A 17,467-nucleotide genomic window follows, 5' to 3' on the forward strand; every position below is an offset into this window, starting at 1 on the left:
AACGGTACCCGTCAAAAGCTAACAACACCCGAATCCGCCGGTCGCACCGCGGGCGGGCACCGACCGGGCCGGCGGCGTGGCGGGTGCGGCAGGGCGGCGTTCCGGCCTTGCCCGGCCGCGCCACCTGCCCCATTGTCTCGGCATGATGACCGCCCTGCCCGACGTCGAGGCCTGGATCTTCGACCTCGACAATACCCTTTACCCGGCCTCGTGTAACCTGTTTGCGCAGGTGGACCGGCGCATCGGTGCCTTCATCGCCGATCATTTCGGCATCGCCTACGACGAGGCGCGGGCCATGCAGAAACGGTTCTTCCGGGAGCATGGAACGACGTTGCGCGGCCTGATGGTGGAGCACGACGTCGACCCCGTGCCCTTCCTGGACTACGTCCACGCCATCGACGTGACCCCCGTGGCGCCGAGTCCGCGCCTCGACCGCGCCCTCGAGCGGCTGCCCGGGCGGAAGCTGGTCTACACCAACGGATCGGCCGCGCACGCCGCCAACGTGATGGACCGCCTGGGAATCGCCGGGCGGTTCGACGGGGTGTTCGACATCGTCGCCGCCGGCTATGTGCCCAAGCCGGACCCCCGCCCTTACGAAACGATGGTGGCACGGCACGCCATCGACCCACGCCGCGCCTGCATGGTCGAGGACATCGCCCGCAACCTGGCGCCGGCCCACGCCATGGGCATGGCGACGGTGTGGGTGCGCACCGACGCGGACTGGGCCCGCCCGGACCGCGGGGGGGTCGGCAGCGCCAGCCACATCGACCACGAGGTGGACGACCTGGTGGACTGGCTGGAGCGGGTGCCCGGATAAGGGAGCGCACGGGCGTCCGCGCGCATCCCTCGGCGACCGCGCCGGGGGAATCGGGGGGATGGCGACGACGCACACGCGAAAATGGCGAGAAAGCCGGGGCCCTCTCGCCATTCGGCGGGCGGTCATCCGGAAGCCGGATGCCCGCCCAAGGGTCGGCACCCTTGAGGGTGCTCGATTTGGTGACGTTCCTCCCCAACTCGGGCCTGGACGGCGCAAGCGTCACTGTCGCGGACTATAGTCGGGAAATTTGTTTTGCTATGCAAGCGGATTCGTTGCCCGGCCACGGAAATGTCAGTAGTCGGCCGAAGGCGGTGCCGCGCAATACGCATCGGTACGGTGACATGATCTGTCGGGGCGGCGGTGCCGCAAGAAGTTGTGCGCCGCAGCAAGCGCTTTTCAATCGCATTCCTTTCCGATGCCGGCCGGCAACGCGACCACGACTTGTATGGTAGGGCGCAAAACCGACGCGGCAGGCCGTTGACAAGGCGCGGCCGGGCGGCCCATGGTTCGCCGCCTTTTTTCGCCGCCAGCGCCCGAGGATTCCGCCCATGACCGACGCCCAGCTCGCCCCCGCCATCGACGCCGCGTGGGACGCCCGCGACACGCTGTCCGCCTCGACCACCGGCCCGGTGCGCGACGCGGTCGAGGCCGCGCTGGCCGGGCTCGACGCCGGGACGCTGCGGGTGGCCGAGCCCGCCGACGGCGGCTGGCGGGTCAACCAGTGGCTCAAGAAGGCAGTGCTGCTGTCCTTCCGCCTCAACGACATGGCGGTGATCGAGGGCGGCCCGGGCGGCGCCACATGGTTCGACAAGGTGCCGTCGAAGTTCGCCGGCTGGGACGAAGGCCGGTTCCGCGAGGCCGGGTTCCGCGCCGTGCCCGGCTGCGTCGTGCGCCATTCGGCCCACATCGCGCCCGGCGTGGTGCTGATGCCCTCCTTCGTGAACCTCGGCGCCCACGTCGCGTCCGGCACCATGGTCGACACCTGGGTGACGGTCGGGTCGTGCGCCCAGATCGGGCGCAACGTCCACCTCTCCGGCGGCGTCGGCATCGGCGGCGTGCTGGAGCCGCTGCAGGCCAACCCGGTGATCATCGAGGATGATTGCTTCATCGGCGCGCGCTCCGAGGTGGTCGAAGGGGTGATCGTCGAGCGCGGGTCGGTGCTGTCCATGGGCGTGTTCATCAGCGCCTCGACCAAGATCATCGACCGCGCCACCGGCGAGGTGTTCGTCGGGCGCGTCCCCGCCTATTCGGTGGTGGTGCCCGGCAGCCTGCCCGGCAAGCCCCTGCCGGACGGCACGCCCGGACCCGGCCTCTATTGCGCCGTGATCGTCAAGCGGGTGGACGAGCAGACCCGCGCCAAGACCTCCATCAACGACCTGCTGCGCGACTGATGCTCCCGTCCGTCGCGCCCGACGATCCCGTGGCGCTGGCCGGCGCCCTGATCCGCTGCCCCAGCGTGACGCCGGCCGACGCCGGCGCGCTGGACGTGCTGGAGCGGGCGCTGGGCCGGCTCGGCTTCGCCTGCCACCGCCTGCGCTTCGCGGCGCCGGGCGAGGCGGCCGTCGACAACCTCTACGCCCGCCTCGGCGAGGCCCGGCCCAACCTCTGCTTCGCCGGTCACACCGACGTGGTGCCGCCGGGCCCGCCGGAGGGCTGGTCGGTCGACCCCTTCGGGGCGGAGATCCACGCCGGCAACCTCTACGGCCGCGGCGCGGTGGACATGAAGGGCGCCATCGCGGCCTTCGTGGCGGCGGTGGCCCGCACGCTCCAGGACGGCGGCCGGCCGGCCGGGTCGATCAGCCTGCTGATCACCGGCGACGAGGAGGGCATGGCCATCAACGGCACCCGCAAGGTGCTGGACTGGCTGCGCGCCCGGGGCGAGCGCATCGACGCCTGCCTGGTGGGCGAGCCCACCAACCCGCGCCGGCTCGGCGACATGATGAAGATCGGCCGGCGCGGCAGCTTCACCGGCCGGCTGACCGTCCACGGCGTGCAGGGGCACGTCGCCTACCCGCACCTCGCCGACAACCCGCTGCCGCGCCTGGTGCGCATGCTCGACGCCATCACCCGCGCGCCGCTGGACGCCGGGAACGCCCATTTCCAGCCGTCCTCCCTGGCGCTCACCACCATCGACGTGGGCAACCCCTCGAACAACGTGATCCCGCCCTGCGGCAAGGCGACCTTCAACATCCGCTTCAACGACATGCACGACGCGGCGCGGCTGGAATCCTGGCTGCGCGGCCATTTCGACGCGGTCGGCGGGTCCTACGACCTGGACTGCCACTGCAGCGGCGACTCGTTCCTCACGCCGCCGGGGCCGCTGACCGACCTGGTGGCCGACGCGGTCGAGCGGGTGACCGGCCACCGGCCGGAGCACTCGACCACCGGCGGCACCTCCGACGCCCGATTCATCAAGGACCACTGCCCGGTGGTGGAGTTCGGGCTGGTCGGCCAGACCATGCACAAGGTGGACGAGCACGTCGCCCTCGACGATCTCGCCGCGCTAACCGACATCTACCGGGCGGTGGTGGGCGACGCCTTCGCCCGGCTGCCCGTGAGCCCCCGCTGACCGCCGCCCCCAGACCCCGGTTGCCCCGATGCCAACCTTGACCGTACGGGACCTCGTCTACGCCCTGATCGGAGCCTTCCGGCTGGCCCGGTTTGACGCCTCGGGGCTGGACTGCTTCGACCGCACCGCCGGCGGTGCGGTGAAGTCCTTCTACGCGGCGCTCGTGGTGTTGCCGGGCTACGCGGTGCTGATGGCGCTGCGCCCGGGGGACGCGGCGCAATCGGCGCCGCTGCTGCCGTTCCTGGCGGTCGAGGCCATCGCCTACGTGGTGAGCTGGACCGCCTTCCCCGTCGCCATGATTTCCATCGCCCGGCTGCTCGACCGGGCCGAGCGCTACAGCGGTTTCATCAGCGCCTACAACTGGTCGTCGGTGGTGCAGATGACCGTCTACCTGCCGGCCGTCCTGCTGGCCGAAAGCGGCCTGCTGCCCTCCGGTGCCGCCGAGGGCATCGTCCTCGGCGCCATGATGGCCATGCTCACCTATCAGTGGTTCATCACCCGCGCCGCCCTCGACGTGCCTGGCACCACCGCCGCGGTGCTGGTGGTGACCGATCTCTTCCTGTCGGCGATCGTCACCGACTACGCCAACGGGCTGCTCTGACCGGCGGCCGGCGGCCTCACGACGCGGAGAGGGAGCCCCGACGACCGGCGTCGAAGGGCGCATGGGCCCCGCCGAGCGGGCCGTCCTCGGCCAGAGCCGGGGTGTCGGCGCTCCGGGAAAACAGGAAGGCGTCGAGCCCCATCAGCTCGGTGGCCCGCAGGTAGCTGGTGCGGCTGAGGATGAAGGCCGGCGGCGCGATGCGGGTCAGCCCGGTGAAGGCGTCGAGCCCTTCCTGCATCGCGTCGGCGAAGGGCCGGGCGGCGGCCAGCGGACCGGCCAGGATGAACTGCTCGGGATGGACCAGCGCCACCACCGACAGCACCGCCCGGGCCAGCAGATGGGCGGCGTCGCGGAACACCGCCACGACGCGGGGATCGCCGGCGTTGGCCTGGCGGATCGTGTGGGGCAGGCCGAGATGCAGGCCGGCATCACCCGTCAGCGTGCCGTCGTCGGCGCTGAGATGGCCCAGCCGGCGCAGGATGGCCCGCCCCGAGGCGACGTCGGTCAGCCGTTCCGGGGCGTCCGGCGTGCCGCCCGCCAGGATGCACTCCACACCGCTTTCATGGTCGCCGCCGACCGAAAGCAGGCCGTGGCTCATCAGGCTGGCGCTGAGGCCGAGCCCGGCATGGACCAGCAGGCTGTGCGACGAAACCCGCCCGTCGCCGTAGCGCACCTCCCCGACGTGCAGCGCGTTGGCGACGCTTTGCAGACGCGCCGGCACACCCAGAGCGTCCGCCAGCACGGTGGCGAGCGCCACGTCGCGCCAGCCGATGGCCGGCGCCCGCAGCACCACGCCGCGCCGTGCGTCGATGTCGCCGGACAGGGACACGGCGATTCCCGTGAGCCGCTCCGCCTTGACGTCCGGGCGGGTGCCGAGGGCCGCCACCCGGTCGCGCAGATGGGCCGCCACCTCGGCCGGCGTCGCGCCGGGCAGGCCGGGGATGGACCCTTCGATCACCCGCTCTCCCGTCGAGCCGACGACCGAGAACTTGTGCTCGTAGGCGGTGAGGGTGACGCACAGAACATAGGCACCATCGGAGCGCAGCCACAGGCCGACGTTGGGTCGCCCGCGCATCGGCCGGTCGGCCGGCGTCTCCATTTCCATCACCAGCCCTTCGGCGATCAGGTCCCGCGAAATGCGCGACAGCGACGCCTCCGTCAGGCCGATCCGGAGCGCCAGCTGCCGGCGGGAAACGCCCGGCATGCGGCGGATTTCCGACAGGATGCGCGACCGGTTGACGTGGCGGATCTGCTGGGGGCTGGGCGAGGTGGGGGCATGCGGCATGAAGCGGGAATGCCAAGGGGCTGCCGGGGAGGTGGGCAAGGCTGGTCTCAACGATGACGGGTGTCAAGGACACAAGGGGCGCACACGACCGACGGGTCGGGCGAGCGGCGGGCACGGACGGCACCCCGGCCGCCCCCCCGATCAGCGCGGACGGACGGCCCCGTGCGCGGCCAACAGGCGCTTTTGTGTGCGTCATCATGGCAGTTGCCCATTTTGGTGTCACCCTCGTTGCTGCGGTGCGAGAGGCGCGCGCCGACGGGACCGCCGCCACACCGGGAAAATGTGTTCAATGCCAATGGATTATAATATTTTACAGCAAGTAAGTAAAGTGGCATGGGCCTTGCTGAAAGGGGGTACGTCCCGGAACCTGTCAGGAAAAGAGGTCATCCCCATGGAGCGTAGGACTTTCCTGAAGACGACTGCCGCGGTTGGCGGCGCGCTGGCCATGCCGTCGATCATCGGCAGCGCCCACGCGGCCGAACCGCTGAAGCTCGGCTGCCTGTTCTCGTCGTCGGGCACGATGGCGAACATCGAGGGCCGTCTGTCCCATGTCTGCCGCATGGCGGCGGCCGAACTGAACGCCAAGGGCGGCGTTCTGGGCCGGCCGGTCGAGGTGATCGCCACCGATCCGGCATCCGACTGGCCGCTCTACGCCCAGATCGGCCGCCAATTGCTGCTGCAGGACAAGGTGTCGGCCCTCTTCGGCTGCTGGACGTCGGTGTCGCGCAAATCGGTCCTGCCGGTGGTTGAGCAGAACAACGGCCTTCTGTTCTACCCTCTGCATTTCGAAGGCGAGGAAAACTCCAAGAACGTGGTGTACCTCAACTCCCCGCCGGCGAGCTCCGTGCTGCCCGCGTTGGAGTACCTGATGAGCGAGGACGGGGGCAGCGCCAAGCGCTTCTACATGCTTGGCTCGGACTACGTCTGGCCGCGGACGATCAACAAGATCTGCAAGGGCTACTGGCAGTCGAAAGGGTTCACCGAGGCGGCCTGGCGCGAGGAATACGTGCCGTTCGGCTTCTCCAACTTCCAGACCCTGGTCAACGACATCCGCAAGTTCGCCAGCGAGCCCGGCGGCCAGCCGATCATCGTGCTGACCGTGGTCGGCGACAGCATCCCGGCGTTCTTCAAGGAGATCATCAGCCAGGGCATCCGGGCCACCGACATCCCGGTGCTGGGGCTCGACGTGCTGGAAGCCGACCTGGAGGGTCTGGACACCGCGCCGATGGTCGGGCACCTGAACTGCTGGGCCTATCTCCAGAACGCGGAGTCGCCGCAGAACACCGCGTTCAAGGCGACCTGGAAGTCCTACGTCGAGAGCAACAGCCTGCCCTACCGCGCCGACACGGTGATCGACCCCATGGTCTCCACCTATGACGGCGTGCATCTGTGGGCGGCGGCCTGCGAAAAGGCCGGAACGGCCGAGGTCGACGCGGTCCGCTCCGCGTTCGATGGCCTGACCTTCGCCTGCCCGTCCGGCTACACGATCGCGATGAGCGGCGAGAACAACTACGTCTCACGCGGCGTCTTCATCGGCTCGGTCAACGACCAGCAGGGGTTCGACATCCTGTGGCAGTCGGAGGACACGCCCAAGCCGGTGCCCTTCAGCCCCTATGCCTGAGGCACCCCCACCGGTGCCTCTTGCTGTCGCCACCCTCTCCCCGCCCGGGGAGAGGGCCGGTTCCAGAGCCACGGCGGCGGTTCCGACCGTCGACCGGGGAGGTGTCATGCGACGCATCCGGATGAGACCGGTCCGCGGCCGGTGCCGGCCCGGGCTGCTGGCCGGGCTGCTGGTCGGCCTGCTGATCGGGCTGTTGCTGCCGTTCGGCGGGCCGGTGGCCGCCCAGCAGATCGGCGGCCCGGCGGCCGCCCAGCAGACCGAAGGCCGCGCGGCCATCGTGCAGGGATTCTGTGCGGCGAAGACCGAGCCGATGACCGGCGCGCTCGACACCCTGCTGACCGCCGTGGCGCAGGGGCGGGAGGACGCGGCCTGGGGAGCGCGCATCGTCGCCGCGCTGGCCGGCAAGGACCTGCGCTGCCGGCCGACCGGGCCGGCGGTGCTGCAGGACGGCGACACGCTGCGCGATCCGGTGACGATGACCGCCGTTGCGACGCCGGAGGCCCTGCCCGGCGCTCCCTTCGTCAATCTGCGGACCCGCGCCTGGGTCGAGATGGCGACGGGTCTGCTGGGCCTGCTGGTCGCCCCGGACGGGCCGGAGGCCGACGGGCGGATCGCGGCGCTGGAAAAGCAATACGCGATCGTGCCCGACGCGGCGCTGGCCGCGGCGATCGAACGGCAGGAGGACACCGACCGGCGCGAGCGGCTGCTGCTGGTCCGGGCGCTCAAATCCCTGGAGGCTCCCGACGCGGCGACCCGCGTGGAGGCGATCGCCACCATCGCCACGATGCCGACCGAGCGCAACCGAACCGCCCTCGTCACCCTGCGGGGCACGCCCGGCTACGCCGATGCCCCCGACGTCGCGGCGGCGCTGGACGCGGCGATCGGCACGATCGACACCTGGATCGGCGTGGGACGCGCCGGAGCGGTGCTGTTCAGCGGCCTCAGCTACGCCAGCATCCTGTTCATGGCGGCCCTGGGCCTGGCCGTCATCTTCGGCCTGATGGGCGTGATCAACCTGGCCCAGGGCGAGCTGATCATGATCGGCGCCTACGCCACCTACGGCATCCAGCAGGCGCTGCGCGCCGTGGCGCCGGGGCTGCTCGACTGGTACCTGGTGCTGGCCATCCCGGCGGCCTTCGCCGCGTCGGCCCTGGTGGGCATGGTCATGGAGACGGTGGTGATCCGCCATCTCTACCGGCGGCCGCTGATGACCCTGCTGGCGACCTGGGCGATCAGCCTGTTCCTGGTCAATTCCGTCCAGGTGCTGTTCGGCACGCAGAACCTGGAGTTCGTCGTGCCGTCCTTCCTGGCCGGCGGCACGCGGCTGGTGGCCGACTTCATGGTCACCTGGAACCGCCTGTTCGCCATCGTCTTCGCCGCCGGCACGCTGGTGCTGGCGCTGCTGCTGCTCCACCGCACCCCGCTCGGCACCTATGTGCGCGCGGTGACCGAGAACCGCGACATGGCCGAATGCGTCGGTGTCTCCACCCGGCGGGTCGATCTGCTGAGCTTCGGCGTCGGCTCCGGCCTGGCCGGGCTCGCCGGGCTGGCGCTGACCCCGATCTACAACGTCAACCCGACCATGGGCACGAACTTCATCGTCGATGCCTTCCTGGTGGTCGTGCTGGGCGGAGTCGGCAACCTGGCCGGCACGCTGATCGCGGCGCTGGGCATCGGACAGGTCAACATCGTCATCGAACCCCTGTGGGGCGCGGTGGCGGCCAAGGTCATGGTGCTGCTGATGATCATCCTGTTCATCCAGTTCCGCCCCGAAGGCATCTTTGCCGTGAAGGGCCGGCGATGAACCCGCTCGCGCACGCCGCCACCGGGCGCCGGACGACCGGCCTTCTGCCCAAGGCGCCGGCCGTTCCGGTCGCGGCGGTGCTCGCCCTGCTCGCCGTCGCGGTGCTGGTCGCCGGCCGGGGCGACGACGGCCCGTCGGTCTATCTGATGAACCTGGTCGGTCAGGTCATGGTCTATGGGCTGCTCGCCATCTCCCTGGACCTGATCTGGGGTTACGCCGGCATCCTCAGCCTGGGCCACGGCCTCTATTTCGCCATCGGCGGCTACCTCATCGCCATGCATCTGGTGACGGTGGCCTTCGCCGAAACCGCCACGCCGCCCGACTTCATGCTGTTCATGGGCTGGAACGATCTGCCGTTCTACTACGCCGGCATGGAGCATCTGCCCTACATCGCGGCGCTCATCCTCCTGCTGCCGGCCCTGGTCGCCTTCCTGTTCGGCGTCGTCTCCTTCCGCTCGCGGGTGACCGGCGTCTATTTCGCCATCATCACCCAGGCGCTGGTCTACGTGGCGATGCTGCTGTTCTTCCGGAACGACACCGGATTCGGCGGCAACAACGGGATGACCGGCTTCACCGCCATCGCCGGGCAACCGCTCGCCGAGCGCACCACGGTCGCCGGATTGTGCGCGGCCTCCATGCTCGCCGCGGCGCTCGCCCTGTTCGGGCTGGACCGCCTGACACGCTCGCGCTTCGGCCACATGCTGCTGGCGATCCGCGACGACGAGGCGCGGCTGCGCTTCCTCGGCTACGACACGCTGTGGATCAAGCTGGCGGCGTGGTGCCTGTCGGCGGTGCTGGCGGCGGTGGCCGGGGCGCTCTACGTGCCGCAGGTCGGCATCGTGAACCCGCGCGTCCTGTCGCCGGAACTGTCCATCGAGATCGCCGTGTGGGTGGCGATCGGCGGGCGCGGCACGCTGGTGGGACCGTTCCTGGGGGCCATCGCCGTCACCACGCTGCGCTTCATCCTCACCGCCACGCTGCCGGAGCTGTGGCCGTTCGTCCTGTCGATCCTGGTGCTCGTGGTGGTGCTGACGCTGCCCAACGGGTTCCTCGACGTGCCGGCGACCCTGAAGGGGCTGCGCCGCCGCGGCGGCGGAGGCGGGCCATGACCGCCGCCGTCCCCGCCCTCTACATCGACGGCCTGGCCGTCGCCTTCGGCAAGCTCCAGGCCATCGACAACCTGTCGCTGATCGTCAACCAGGGCGAGGTGCGCGCGGTGATCGGCCCCAACGGGGCGGGCAAGACGACGCTGCTCGACATCATCACCGGCAAGACCCGGCCCGACCGCGGCCGGTTGCTGCTCCACCCCGACCGCGACCTGCTGGCCATGTCGGAGGCGCAGATCGCCCTGGCCGGGGTCGGTCGCAAGTTCCAGAAGCCCAGCGTCTTCGAGGCGCTGAGCGTGCGTGACAACCTCAGCCTTGCCGTGCGGTCCCCCCGCCGCTCGATCCTCGGCGAAATGGTGCACCGGCCCGACGCGGACGAGGATGCGCGGGTGGACGCCGTGATCGACCGCATCGGCATGGCCGCCTCGGCCGGTCGGCGCGCCGGGGTGCTGTCGCACGGTGAAAAGCAGTGGCTGGAGATCGGCATGCTGCTGATCCAGGAGCCGCGCGTGCTGCTGCTCGACGAGCCGGTCGCCGGGATGAGCGACGCGGAGACCGAACGCACCGCCGAACTGGTGCTGTCCCTGCGGTCCCCCGAGCGGGCGATCGTGGTCATCGAGCACGACATGAGCTTCGTCGCGCGAATCGCCGACCTGGTCACCGTCCTGCACGAGGGACGGCTGCTGGTCGAGGGCTCGATGCAACGGGTGCAGGCGGACCCGAGGGTCCGCGAGGTCTATCTGGGGCGCTGACATGAACCTGACCGTCGACAGCCTGAACCAGCATTACGGCAGCAGCCACATCCTGCGGAACATCTCCTTCGACATGGGGGAGCACCAATGCCTCGCCGTGCTCGGCCGCAACGGCGCCGGCAAGACGACGCTGCTGCGTTGCCTGATGGGATTGCTGCGCGTGACCTCCGGCAGCATCCGCCACGGCGCGGTGGACCTGACCGGGCTCGCCCCCCACCGGCGCGTCCGCACCGGCCTGGCCTATGTCCCGCAGGGGCGGGAGATCTTCACCAACCTCAGCGTCCGCCAGAACGTCGAGATCGCCTCGCGCGCCGCCGGCGTGAGCGATGCCGGCGCCGTCGCCGAGGAGGTGGTCGCCATGTTCCCGGTGCTGGGCGAGATGTGGCACCGCCGGGGCGGCGACCTGTCGGGCGGGCAGCAGCAGCAGCTCAGCATCGCCCGGGCGCTCGCCACCCGCCCGTCGGTGCTGATCCTCGACGAGCCCACCGAAGGCATCCAGCCCTCGATCGTCCAGCGCATCGAGGACGTCATCGCGTCGCTGAAGGAAAAGATCTCCATCCTGCTGGTCGAGCAGTACTTCGACTTCGCCCAGAGCATTTCCGACCGCTACGTCGTGCTGTCGCGCGGCGCCGTGGTCGCCGCCGGCGACACCGCATCCATGGACACCGACGCCATCAAATCCTTCGTCTCGGTCTGACCGACCGGGCGCTTCGAGCCGGAGAGCCACCCATGATCGAACTTCAAGCCGATCCGCAGAACGTGTTCTGGGGATACTTCGACGCCGACACCCCGCCGGTGCTCACCGTGGAGTCCGGGGCGGTGGTGAAGATCCACACGCTGCCGGCCTGCTTCCCCGAGGATCTGCCCCCCGACGCCACCCTGGTCACCCCCGACCACCGCCGCGCCATCGACGAGCTGACCCCCGGCGGCGACGGCTCCAAGGTTGTGGCGGGGCCGGTCGGTCCGCACATGATGACCGGCCCGATCTGGGTGGACGGCGCCCAGCCCGGCGACGTGCTGCAGGTGGACATCCTGGAGATCGAGCCGCGCCAGGACTGGGGCTTCTGCGCCATCCTGCCCCTGCTCGGCACCCTTCCGGAGGAGTTCACCGACTACGAGCGCATCCACATCCGCGTCGACCGCGCCGCCAGGGAAGGGGTGCTGCCCTGGGGCACGCGCATCCCGCTCGACCCGTTCTTCGGCATCCTGGGCGTCGCCCCGCCCAAGGAGTGGGGCCGCGTCGGCTCGCCGGAGCCGCGCGCCTTCGGCGGCAACATGGACAACAAGGACCTGCGCCCCGGCACCACCTTGTACCTGCCGGTGTTCAACGAGGGGGCGCTGTTCTCCGCTGGCGACGGCCACGGCTGCCAGGGCCATGGCGAGGTGTGCATCACCGCCCTGGAAACGGCGCTGAACGGCACCTTCCGCCTGACCGTGCGCAAGGACATGAAGATCAGCCAGCCCTTCGCCGAGACCGGCACCCATCTGCTGTCGATGGGCCTGAACGTCGACCTGGACGAGGCGGCACGCCAGGCGGTGCGCGAGATGGTGCGGCTGGTGGTCGAGCGCTCCAAGCTCACCCGCAACGAGGCCTACATGCTGTGCAGCCTCGTCGCCGACCTCCACGTGACCCAGCTGGTCGACATCAACAAGGGCGTCCACATGCTGTTTCCCAAGGCCTATCTGGGATCGGACCGCTAGCGGCCCGATCGCGTCCAACGGGCTGGACTGACCGCCCCCCGCCGCGTCACCCGGCGGGGGGAGGAGACCCGGCCTGCGCCAGCAGGCGGGCGCGCAGCCACCGCTGCGCGGGGTGGTCGGTCACGCGGTCGTGCCAGATCAGGCTCAGCCGGAATCCCGGCACCGGGATCGGCGGTTCCAGCACCCGGAGGTCGCCGGCGTGGCCGCGGGCGATGCGCTCCGGCAGCAGCGCGACCATGTCGGTCCGCCTGACGACGTCGGGCACGATGAGGAAGCCGGGCGCCGACAGGACGACGCGCCGCACCCGGCCATGGGCCGCCAGCGCGGCATCGGCCGGACCGGCGAAGCCGCCGCCGCTGGGCGAGACGACGACATGGTCGAGGGCGCAATAGGTGTCCAGGTCCAGCGTGGCGCCCACCGCCGGGTGATCGTGACGCACCACGGCGACGTATCGTTCCTCCATGAGATGGCGCGCGCGCAGCCGCTCCGGCGCCAGCTCCGGGGTCGCCACGGCGAGGTCGACCTCCCCCCGCTCCATCTGCGCCACCAGGGCCACCGGGTCGATGGTGCGGAAGGCCAGCCTCACCCCCGGCGCCTCGGCGGACAGCGTGGCCGCCAGCGGCACCAGCACCGCGGACTGGATGTAGTCGCTGCCGGCGATGGCGATGGTGAGCCGGGCCGCCGCCGGGTCGAAGGCCAGTCCCGCGGCGAGGACGCCGCGCACCTCCTCCAGCGCACGGTGGAGGGGTTCCTGCAGGTCCAGCGCGCGCTGGGTCGGGATCATGCCGCGCTGGGCGGGCAGCAGGAGCGGGTCGCCGATCAGATCGCGCAGGCGCGCCAGTTGCGCCGACAGCGCCGGCTGGCTGCGGTTCAGCCGGCGCGCCGCGCGCGTGACGTTGCGCTCGGCCAGCAGGGCCTCCAGCGCGACCAGCAGGTTGAGGTCGATGCTCCTATCCATGAATCCGATACCAGCACGATGGTCTATCGATTTCAAGGATGGCTGGAAATGACGTCAGATCCCCGTCACCGGCACGCCAAGGAGCACTGCGCCATGAACGTCTTTCTCATCCATGCCCACCCGGAACCCCGGTCGCTGAACGGGTCGTTGACGGCGGTGGCGATCGAAACCCTGAGCGGCCTCGGCCACACCGTCGCGGTGTCCGATCTCTACGCCATGCGCTGGAAGGCGGTGGCCGACGGTGACGACTTCGGCAGCCGCACGGACCCCGGCCGGCTGCGCTACGCCGCGGAATCCAAGCACGCCTTCCAGGAGGGCGGGCAAAGCGACGACATCACGGCCGAGCAGGAGAAGCTCCTGTGGGCCGACGCCGTCATCCTCCAGTTTCCCCTGTGGTGGTTTTCCATGCCCGCCATCCTCAAGGGCTGGTTCGAGCGCGTCTTTGCCTACGGTTTCGCCTATGGCGTGGGGCAGCACGGCGGAGAGCGCTGGGGCGACCGCTACGGCGAGGGGCGCCTGGCCGGCCGGCGCGCCCTGGTTTCGATGACGGTCGGCGGCCGGGAACCGCACTACGGGCCGCGCGGTGTCAACGGCGCGCTCGACGACGTGCTGTTCCCGATCCAGCACGGCACCCTGTACTATCCGGGCATGTCGGTGATGGAGCCCTTCGTCGTCTACCAGGCGGACCGCCTGGCGGAGGAGGCCTGGCCCGGCGTCGCCGCGCGTTACCGGGACCGGCTGCGCGGCCTGTTCACCGACGCGCCCATTCCGTTCCGCCTTCAAAACGGTGGGCACTATGACGGTCAGCAGGTCCTCAAGGACGGCCTTGGCCAGGGGGCGGCCGGCACCCGCATCCATCTGGTGCAGACCGGAGAGCCGCCGCAGGATACCCCCGATCGCCGGTGACCTGCCCCGATCGAACGGAGCGGCCCCTTGGGAACTCCCCGACGCCCCCCTTGCGCATCCCATGACGCTAACTTTACAGTTCCATGACGAATCGATGATGCGCGGTCTGTCCCCACAGGGAGGTCGGAAGCATGTTCGAGCTGTTCGTCATGAGCTGCGTGGCCCTGCGGGCCTGCGAGTACGTCACCGTCCCCATCACCTACCCGACCGAGGCGCGCTGCGCCCAGCAGGCGGCCATCGTCGCCGGGATGGTCGGCGCCCGGCATCCCTACCGCGACCTCACCTACGAATACAGTTGCCGGCCGGCCGCCGGGCCGCGCACGGCCCAGACCGCGGCGGCGCGTTAGCCGGCCAGGGCGTTGGCCGGCCAGGGCGTTGGCCGGCCGGGGCGTTGGCCGGCCGGGGCGTCAGGCGCCGGCCTTCCCGCTGACCCCGGCCTCGGCGAAGGTCGCCATGCCGGCGTGGCAGGCGGCGGCGGCGCGCAGCAACGGGATCGCCAGCGCGGCGCCCGAGCCCTCGCCCAGACGCAGGCCGAGGTCGAGGAGCGGCTCCTTGCCGATGGCCTCCAGCAGGCGGGCGTGCCCCGGTTCGACCGAGCGGTGGGCGACCACGCAATGGTCCAGCGCCCGGCGGTCCGCCTTGAACAGCACCGCGGCGGCCGCGGTGCAGGCGTAGCCGTCCAGCACCACCGGCACCCGCGCCATGCGCGCCGCCAGGATCGCCCCGGCGATGGCCGCCAGCTCGTAGCCGCCGAGCCGGCGCAGCGCCTCGAACGGGTCGTCCGCGGCCGCGGGGTTGGCGGCCAGCCCGGCCTCCACCGCCGCCACCTTGCGCGCCAGCCCGGCGTCGTCGACGCCGGTGCCGCGGCCCACCCAATCCTCGGCGGCACCGCCGAACAGGGCGTGGGCGAGGGCGGCGGCCGACGTGGAGTTGCCGATCCCCATCTCGCCCAGGGCCAGCAGGTGGATGCCCATCTCCACCGCCATCATGCCGTAGGCCATGGCGCGGCAGCATTCCTCCTCGTCCATGGCCGGACCCTGGGTGAAGTCGCGGGTCGGGTTGTCCAGGTCCAGCTCATAGACCCGGAGGTCGGCGTCGGCGATCTGCGCCAGCTGGTTGACCGCCGCACCGCCGCTCTGGAAGTTCGCCACCATCTGCGCCGTCACCGCCGCGGGGAAGGCGGACACGCCCTGCGCCGCCACCCCGTGGTTGCCGGCGAACACGGCGACGCGCGGGCGCTGCACCTCCGGCGGGTGCTGGCCCTGCCAGGTGGCCAGCCACTCGGCCAGCGCCTCCAGGCGGCCCAGGGCGCCCGGCGGCTTGGTCAGCTCACGCTCGCGGGCCACCGCGGCGGTGCCGGCGCCGAGGTCGGGGCCCGGCAGGTTGCGCACCAGCGCACGGATTTCCTCGAAGGACAGGGCGGGCTGGGGAGAGCTCATGGCGGTTACCGCGAAGGGGGTCGGACAGTGGCCGGGACATTGGCAGGAAAGGACCGGCCCGTCAAAGCCTCGGGGACCGGCCCGCGCCGCCCTCGACCGGCGCCGCGAAAGCCGCCACACTCCGCCCGGACCAACCGGCGGAGGGACGGCATGGCTCGGGAAACGGATCGGCAGGACGCGACGATGGCGGTGCGGGCGCGCATCACCGGCCGCGTCCAGGGGGTGTGGTACCGGGGCTGGACGGTGGAGCGGGCGACCGGGCACGGGCTGCGCGGCTGGGTGCGCAACCGTGCCGACGGGTCGGTGGAGGCGCTGTTCGCCGGGCCGGCGGCGGCGGTGGAGCGGATGCTGGCCGAGTGCCACGACGGCCCGCCCGCCGCCCGCGTCGCCGCGGTGGCCGTGGAGCCCGCCGAGGATCCCGGCGCCGGCGGCTTCACCCAGGCCCCGACGGTGTGAGTTAGGAGTCCGTTAGCCACGATCGGCTAGCGTGGCCCGGACTTCAACGGGTGCTTCGGACGGGGACGCGGGATGGACGGGAGGCAGGGGACGACCGGATGCGGGACGGCGATCCGCCGCCGCCGGTGGGCGTTGCCGGCCGGCCGTCGTCTCGCCGTCCCGCTTCTCCTCGCGATGCTTCCCGCCGCCGCCGGGGCCGCCGCCGCCGGCCCGCTGGAGCGCACCGACCCGCAGCATCTCGGCCCGCTGCCGCCGGGCGGCTACGACCTGCCCCTGTCGCCGCCGGTGATGCGCTTTCCGCTGCCGCCCCAATGGGTGACCATCCGCACCGACGAGGACTGGCGCAGCGTCGGCCGCGTCGACCGCGAACTGTCCAGGGCGTGCGCGGAGCGGCGGTTCCGCGAGACGGTGCCGATGCGCTTCCGGGCCGTGTTCGGGCGCGACGTGCTGGGCGTCGCCTTCGGCCACGGCCTCAACCTGGTGGATTCCGGCCGACTCGCCGACCCGGCGATGATCTACATGTTCCGCAATGGCGACAGCACCGGCTGCGTGGTCGTGGCCATGACCAACCAGGACGCCCGCGTCCTCCAGCGCACCGGCGCGGCGCCGCCGGCGGCGCGCTAGACCTCGGCCAGGGCCGCCCCCGGCGGCAGGTTCACACCCGCCACCCGCCACGCCGCCGGCTGGGCGTCGACCGCGATGTGGTCGAGCCGGGTGAGCGACAGGGTGTCGATGCGGAACTGAAGCGAAGCCTCCGGCTCCAGGCGCAGGGCGTGGGACAGGGCGGCGCGGATGGGACCGCCATGGACCACCGCGACGACGTCGCGGCCGGCATGGGCGGCGGTCAGCCGGTCGAGCGCACCGGCCACCCGCTCCGCCACGTCGGCGTAGCTCTCGCCGCCGGGCGGCCGCTGGGTCGCCGGGGCGATCCAGAAGCGGTGCGCGGCGTCGGGCTGGCGGGTGTAGAGCTCGTCGTGGGTGAGGCCGGTCCAGGCGCCGAAATGCTGCTCGGCGAGCGCGGCCTCGATCGTGGGCGGCGGCGGCGGGTCGCCGTCCCAGGCGGCGCGGATGGCGGCGGCGGTCAGGGTGGTGCGGGCCAGGGGGGTCGCCAGCCACACCGCGCCGCGCGGCAGGGTGCCGGCCAGGGCGGCGAACGCGGTGGCGTCGGCGGTGTCGCAGTCGATATCGCTCTGGCCGTAGATGCGGCGGTGCGGGTTCACCACCGGGGCGTGGCGGATCAGCCACCAGCGCGTCGTCACCACCGTCATCCCCCTTGCCCTCCCCGTTGCGTTCGATCAGCGCAGCGCGACCAGAACGAGCAGACCGGCGACCTCCGCCGCCTGCTGCGCCGCGCCCAGCGCATCCCCGGTGTCCCCGCCGACGTGCCGGCGCGCCAGCCCGCCGACCGCGGCGGCGGCGGCGGCGGCGGCCAGCGCCACCGCGGCGGCGGCC

At 71.5% G+C, this 17,467-nt stretch carries 19 protein-coding genes; 14 read left to right on the forward strand and 5 right to left on the reverse strand.

Going from position 1 to position 17,467, the window contains the following annotated elements; genetic code table 11:
* Positions 1-142 precede the first annotated feature (142 nt).
* The 4 genes from AC6H2I_RS13000 (at position 143) to AC6H2I_RS13015 (ending at position 3,987) form a co-directional block, all read left to right on the forward strand.
* Positions 143-817: a pyrimidine 5'-nucleotidase gene (locus AC6H2I_RS13000; protein WP_497501064.1), complete on the forward strand. Its 675-nt coding sequence runs from the start codon at positions 143-145 to the stop codon at positions 815-817.
* A 548-nt stretch (positions 818-1,365) separates the two neighbouring features.
* Positions 1,366-2,208, forward strand: a complete 843-nt coding sequence (gene dapD / locus AC6H2I_RS13005) for a 2,3,4,5-tetrahydropyridine-2,6-dicarboxylate N-succinyltransferase (RefSeq protein ID WP_497501065.1) — start codon at positions 1,366-1,368, stop codon at positions 2,206-2,208.
* On the forward strand, positions 2,208-3,386 hold the full coding sequence (dapE, locus tag AC6H2I_RS13010) for a succinyl-diaminopimelate desuccinylase (RefSeq protein ID WP_497501066.1): 1,179 nt from the start codon (positions 2,208-2,210) through the stop codon (positions 3,384-3,386). Before dapD ends, dapE begins: the two co-directional genes overlap by 1 nt.
* A gap of 28 nt (positions 3,387-3,414) precedes the next feature.
* Entirely contained in the window at positions 3,415-3,987 is a 573-nt protein-coding gene (locus tag AC6H2I_RS13015) for a hypothetical protein (RefSeq protein ID WP_497501067.1), read from the forward strand.
* A 16-nt stretch (positions 3,988-4,003) separates the two neighbouring features.
* Here the strand turns inward: AC6H2I_RS13015 and AC6H2I_RS13020 are convergent, their stop codons facing one another.
* Positions 4,004-5,272 (reverse strand): ROK family transcriptional regulator, encoded by a 1,269-nt coding sequence (locus tag AC6H2I_RS13020; protein ID WP_497501068.1) that lies wholly within the window; start codon positions 5,270-5,272, stop codon positions 4,004-4,006.
* 391 nt (positions 5,273-5,663) lie between these two features.
* Here AC6H2I_RS13020 and AC6H2I_RS13025 point away from each other — a divergent pair, with 391 nt between their 5' ends.
* From AC6H2I_RS13025 to AC6H2I_RS13050, 6 genes are all read left to right on the forward strand, one after another.
* Entirely contained in the window at positions 5,664-6,893 is a 1,230-nt protein-coding gene (locus AC6H2I_RS13025; RefSeq protein WP_497501069.1) for a transporter substrate-binding protein, read from the forward strand.
* A 106-nt stretch (positions 6,894-6,999) separates the two neighbouring features.
* Positions 7,000-8,697 (forward strand): urea ABC transporter permease subunit UrtB, encoded by a 1,698-nt coding sequence (gene urtB / locus AC6H2I_RS13030; RefSeq protein WP_497501070.1) that lies wholly within the window; start codon positions 7,000-7,002, stop codon positions 8,695-8,697.
* The gene (gene urtC / locus AC6H2I_RS13035) at positions 8,694-9,806 is read left to right on the forward strand and encodes an urea ABC transporter permease subunit UrtC (RefSeq protein WP_497501071.1); all 1,113 of its coding nucleotides are present in this window, start codon (positions 8,694-8,696) and stop codon (positions 9,804-9,806) included. The genes urtB and urtC overlap by 4 nt, the downstream gene beginning before the upstream one ends.
* Positions 9,803-10,555 carry an urea ABC transporter ATP-binding protein UrtD gene (gene urtD / locus AC6H2I_RS13040; RefSeq protein WP_497501072.1) on the forward strand — a complete coding sequence of 251 codons (753 nt, stop codon included), beginning with the start codon at positions 9,803-9,805 and terminating at the stop codon, positions 10,553-10,555. The genes urtC and urtD overlap by 4 nt, the downstream gene beginning before the upstream one ends.
* 1 nt (position 10,556) lies before the next feature.
* Complete coding sequence (gene urtE, locus AC6H2I_RS13045; RefSeq protein ID WP_497501073.1) at positions 10,557-11,252, forward strand: urea ABC transporter ATP-binding subunit UrtE; 696 nt, start codon at positions 10,557-10,559, stop codon at positions 11,250-11,252.
* Between the two features lie 32 nt (positions 11,253-11,284).
* Positions 11,285-12,256 carry an acetamidase/formamidase family protein gene (locus tag AC6H2I_RS13050; protein ID WP_497501074.1) on the forward strand — a complete coding sequence of 324 codons (972 nt, stop codon included), beginning with the start codon at positions 11,285-11,287 and terminating at the stop codon, positions 12,254-12,256.
* A gap of 46 nt (positions 12,257-12,302) precedes the next feature.
* On the opposite strand, the gene AC6H2I_RS13055 is transcribed toward AC6H2I_RS13050, so the two are convergent.
* A complete protein-coding gene (locus AC6H2I_RS13055; protein WP_497501075.1) occupies positions 12,303-13,214 on the reverse strand; it encodes a LysR family transcriptional regulator in 912 nt (303 codons plus the stop codon).
* Between the two features lie 48 nt (positions 13,215-13,262).
* On the opposite strand from AC6H2I_RS13055, the gene AC6H2I_RS13060 reads away from it, so the two are divergent.
* A complete protein-coding gene (locus AC6H2I_RS13060; protein WP_497501076.1) occupies positions 13,263-14,120 on the forward strand; it encodes an NAD(P)H-dependent oxidoreductase in 858 nt (285 codons plus the stop codon).
* A gap of 131 nt (positions 14,121-14,251) precedes the next feature.
* The gene (locus AC6H2I_RS13065) at positions 14,252-14,467 is read left to right on the forward strand and encodes a hypothetical protein (RefSeq protein WP_497501077.1); all 216 of its coding nucleotides are present in this window, start codon (positions 14,252-14,254) and stop codon (positions 14,465-14,467) included.
* Positions 14,468-14,527: 60 nt separating this feature from the next.
* Here the strand turns inward: AC6H2I_RS13065 and cobT are convergent, their stop codons facing one another.
* Positions 14,528-15,559, reverse strand: a complete 1,032-nt coding sequence (gene cobT / locus AC6H2I_RS13070; RefSeq protein ID WP_497501078.1) for a nicotinate-nucleotide--dimethylbenzimidazole phosphoribosyltransferase — start codon at positions 15,557-15,559, stop codon at positions 14,528-14,530.
* A gap of 183 nt (positions 15,560-15,742) precedes the next feature.
* Here cobT and AC6H2I_RS13075 point away from each other — a divergent pair, with 183 nt between their 5' ends.
* Positions 15,743-16,015 carry an acylphosphatase gene (locus tag AC6H2I_RS13075; protein WP_497501084.1) on the forward strand — a complete coding sequence of 91 codons (273 nt, stop codon included), beginning with the start codon at positions 15,743-15,745 and terminating at the stop codon, positions 16,013-16,015.
* Positions 16,016-16,087: 72 nt separating this feature from the next.
* Entirely contained in the window at positions 16,088-16,639 is a 552-nt protein-coding gene (locus tag AC6H2I_RS13080) for a DUF8265 family protein (RefSeq protein ID WP_497501079.1), read from the forward strand.
* On the opposite strand, the gene AC6H2I_RS13085 is transcribed toward AC6H2I_RS13080, so the two are convergent.
* Positions 16,636-17,283: a histidine phosphatase family protein gene (locus AC6H2I_RS13085; protein ID WP_497501080.1), complete on the reverse strand. Its 648-nt coding sequence runs from the start codon at positions 17,281-17,283 to the stop codon at positions 16,636-16,638. The genes AC6H2I_RS13080 and AC6H2I_RS13085 overlap by 4 nt on opposite strands.
* Before the next feature lie 27 nt (positions 17,284-17,310).
* Positions 17,311-17,454, reverse strand: a complete 144-nt coding sequence (locus AC6H2I_RS13090; protein WP_497501085.1) for an adenosylcobinamide-GDP ribazoletransferase — start codon at positions 17,452-17,454, stop codon at positions 17,311-17,313.
* Positions 17,455-17,467: the final 13 nt, after the last annotated feature.

The organism is Azospirillum sp. NS33 (genome assembly GCF_059703765.1).

Excerpts from the sequence above, each read along its gene's own strand:
- AC6H2I_RS13000 (WP_497501064.1), top strand. The coding sequence starts at position 143 with ATGATGACCGCCCTGCCCGACGTCGAGGCCTGGATCTTCGACCTCGAC.
- dapD (WP_497501065.1), top strand. The coding sequence starts at position 1,366 with ATGACCGACGCCCAGCTCGCCCCCGCCATCGACGCCGCGTGGGACGCC.
- dapE (WP_497501066.1), top strand. The coding sequence starts at position 2,208 with ATGCTCCCGTCCGTCGCGCCCGACGATCCCGTGGCGCTGGCCGGCGCC.
- AC6H2I_RS13015 (WP_497501067.1), top strand. The coding sequence starts at position 3,415 with ATGCCAACCTTGACCGTACGGGACCTCGTCTACGCCCTGATCGGAGCC.
- AC6H2I_RS13020 (WP_497501068.1), bottom strand. The coding sequence starts at position 5,272 with ATGCCGCATGCCCCCACCTCGCCCAGCCCCCAGCAGATCCGCCACGTC.
- AC6H2I_RS13025 (WP_497501069.1), top strand. The coding sequence starts at position 5,664 with ATGGAGCGTAGGACTTTCCTGAAGACGACTGCCGCGGTTGGCGGCGCG.
- urtB (WP_497501070.1), top strand. The coding sequence starts at position 7,000 with ATGCGACGCATCCGGATGAGACCGGTCCGCGGCCGGTGCCGGCCCGGG.
- urtC (WP_497501071.1), top strand. The coding sequence starts at position 8,694 with ATGAACCCGCTCGCGCACGCCGCCACCGGGCGCCGGACGACCGGCCTT.
- urtD (WP_497501072.1), top strand. The coding sequence starts at position 9,803 with ATGACCGCCGCCGTCCCCGCCCTCTACATCGACGGCCTGGCCGTCGCC.
- urtE (WP_497501073.1), top strand. The coding sequence starts at position 10,557 with ATGAACCTGACCGTCGACAGCCTGAACCAGCATTACGGCAGCAGCCAC.
- AC6H2I_RS13050 (WP_497501074.1), top strand. The coding sequence starts at position 11,285 with ATGATCGAACTTCAAGCCGATCCGCAGAACGTGTTCTGGGGATACTTC.
- AC6H2I_RS13055 (WP_497501075.1), bottom strand. The coding sequence starts at position 13,214 with ATGGATAGGAGCATCGACCTCAACCTGCTGGTCGCGCTGGAGGCCCTG.
- AC6H2I_RS13060 (WP_497501076.1), top strand. The coding sequence starts at position 13,263 with ATGACGTCAGATCCCCGTCACCGGCACGCCAAGGAGCACTGCGCCATG.
- AC6H2I_RS13065 (WP_497501077.1), top strand. The coding sequence starts at position 14,252 with ATGTTCGAGCTGTTCGTCATGAGCTGCGTGGCCCTGCGGGCCTGCGAG.
- cobT (WP_497501078.1), bottom strand. The coding sequence starts at position 15,559 with ATGAGCTCTCCCCAGCCCGCCCTGTCCTTCGAGGAAATCCGTGCGCTG.
- AC6H2I_RS13075 (WP_497501084.1), top strand. The coding sequence starts at position 15,743 with ATGGCGGTGCGGGCGCGCATCACCGGCCGCGTCCAGGGGGTGTGGTAC.
- AC6H2I_RS13080 (WP_497501079.1), top strand. The coding sequence starts at position 16,088 with ATGGACGGGAGGCAGGGGACGACCGGATGCGGGACGGCGATCCGCCGC.
- AC6H2I_RS13085 (WP_497501080.1), bottom strand. The coding sequence starts at position 17,283 with ATGACGGTGGTGACGACGCGCTGGTGGCTGATCCGCCACGCCCCGGTG.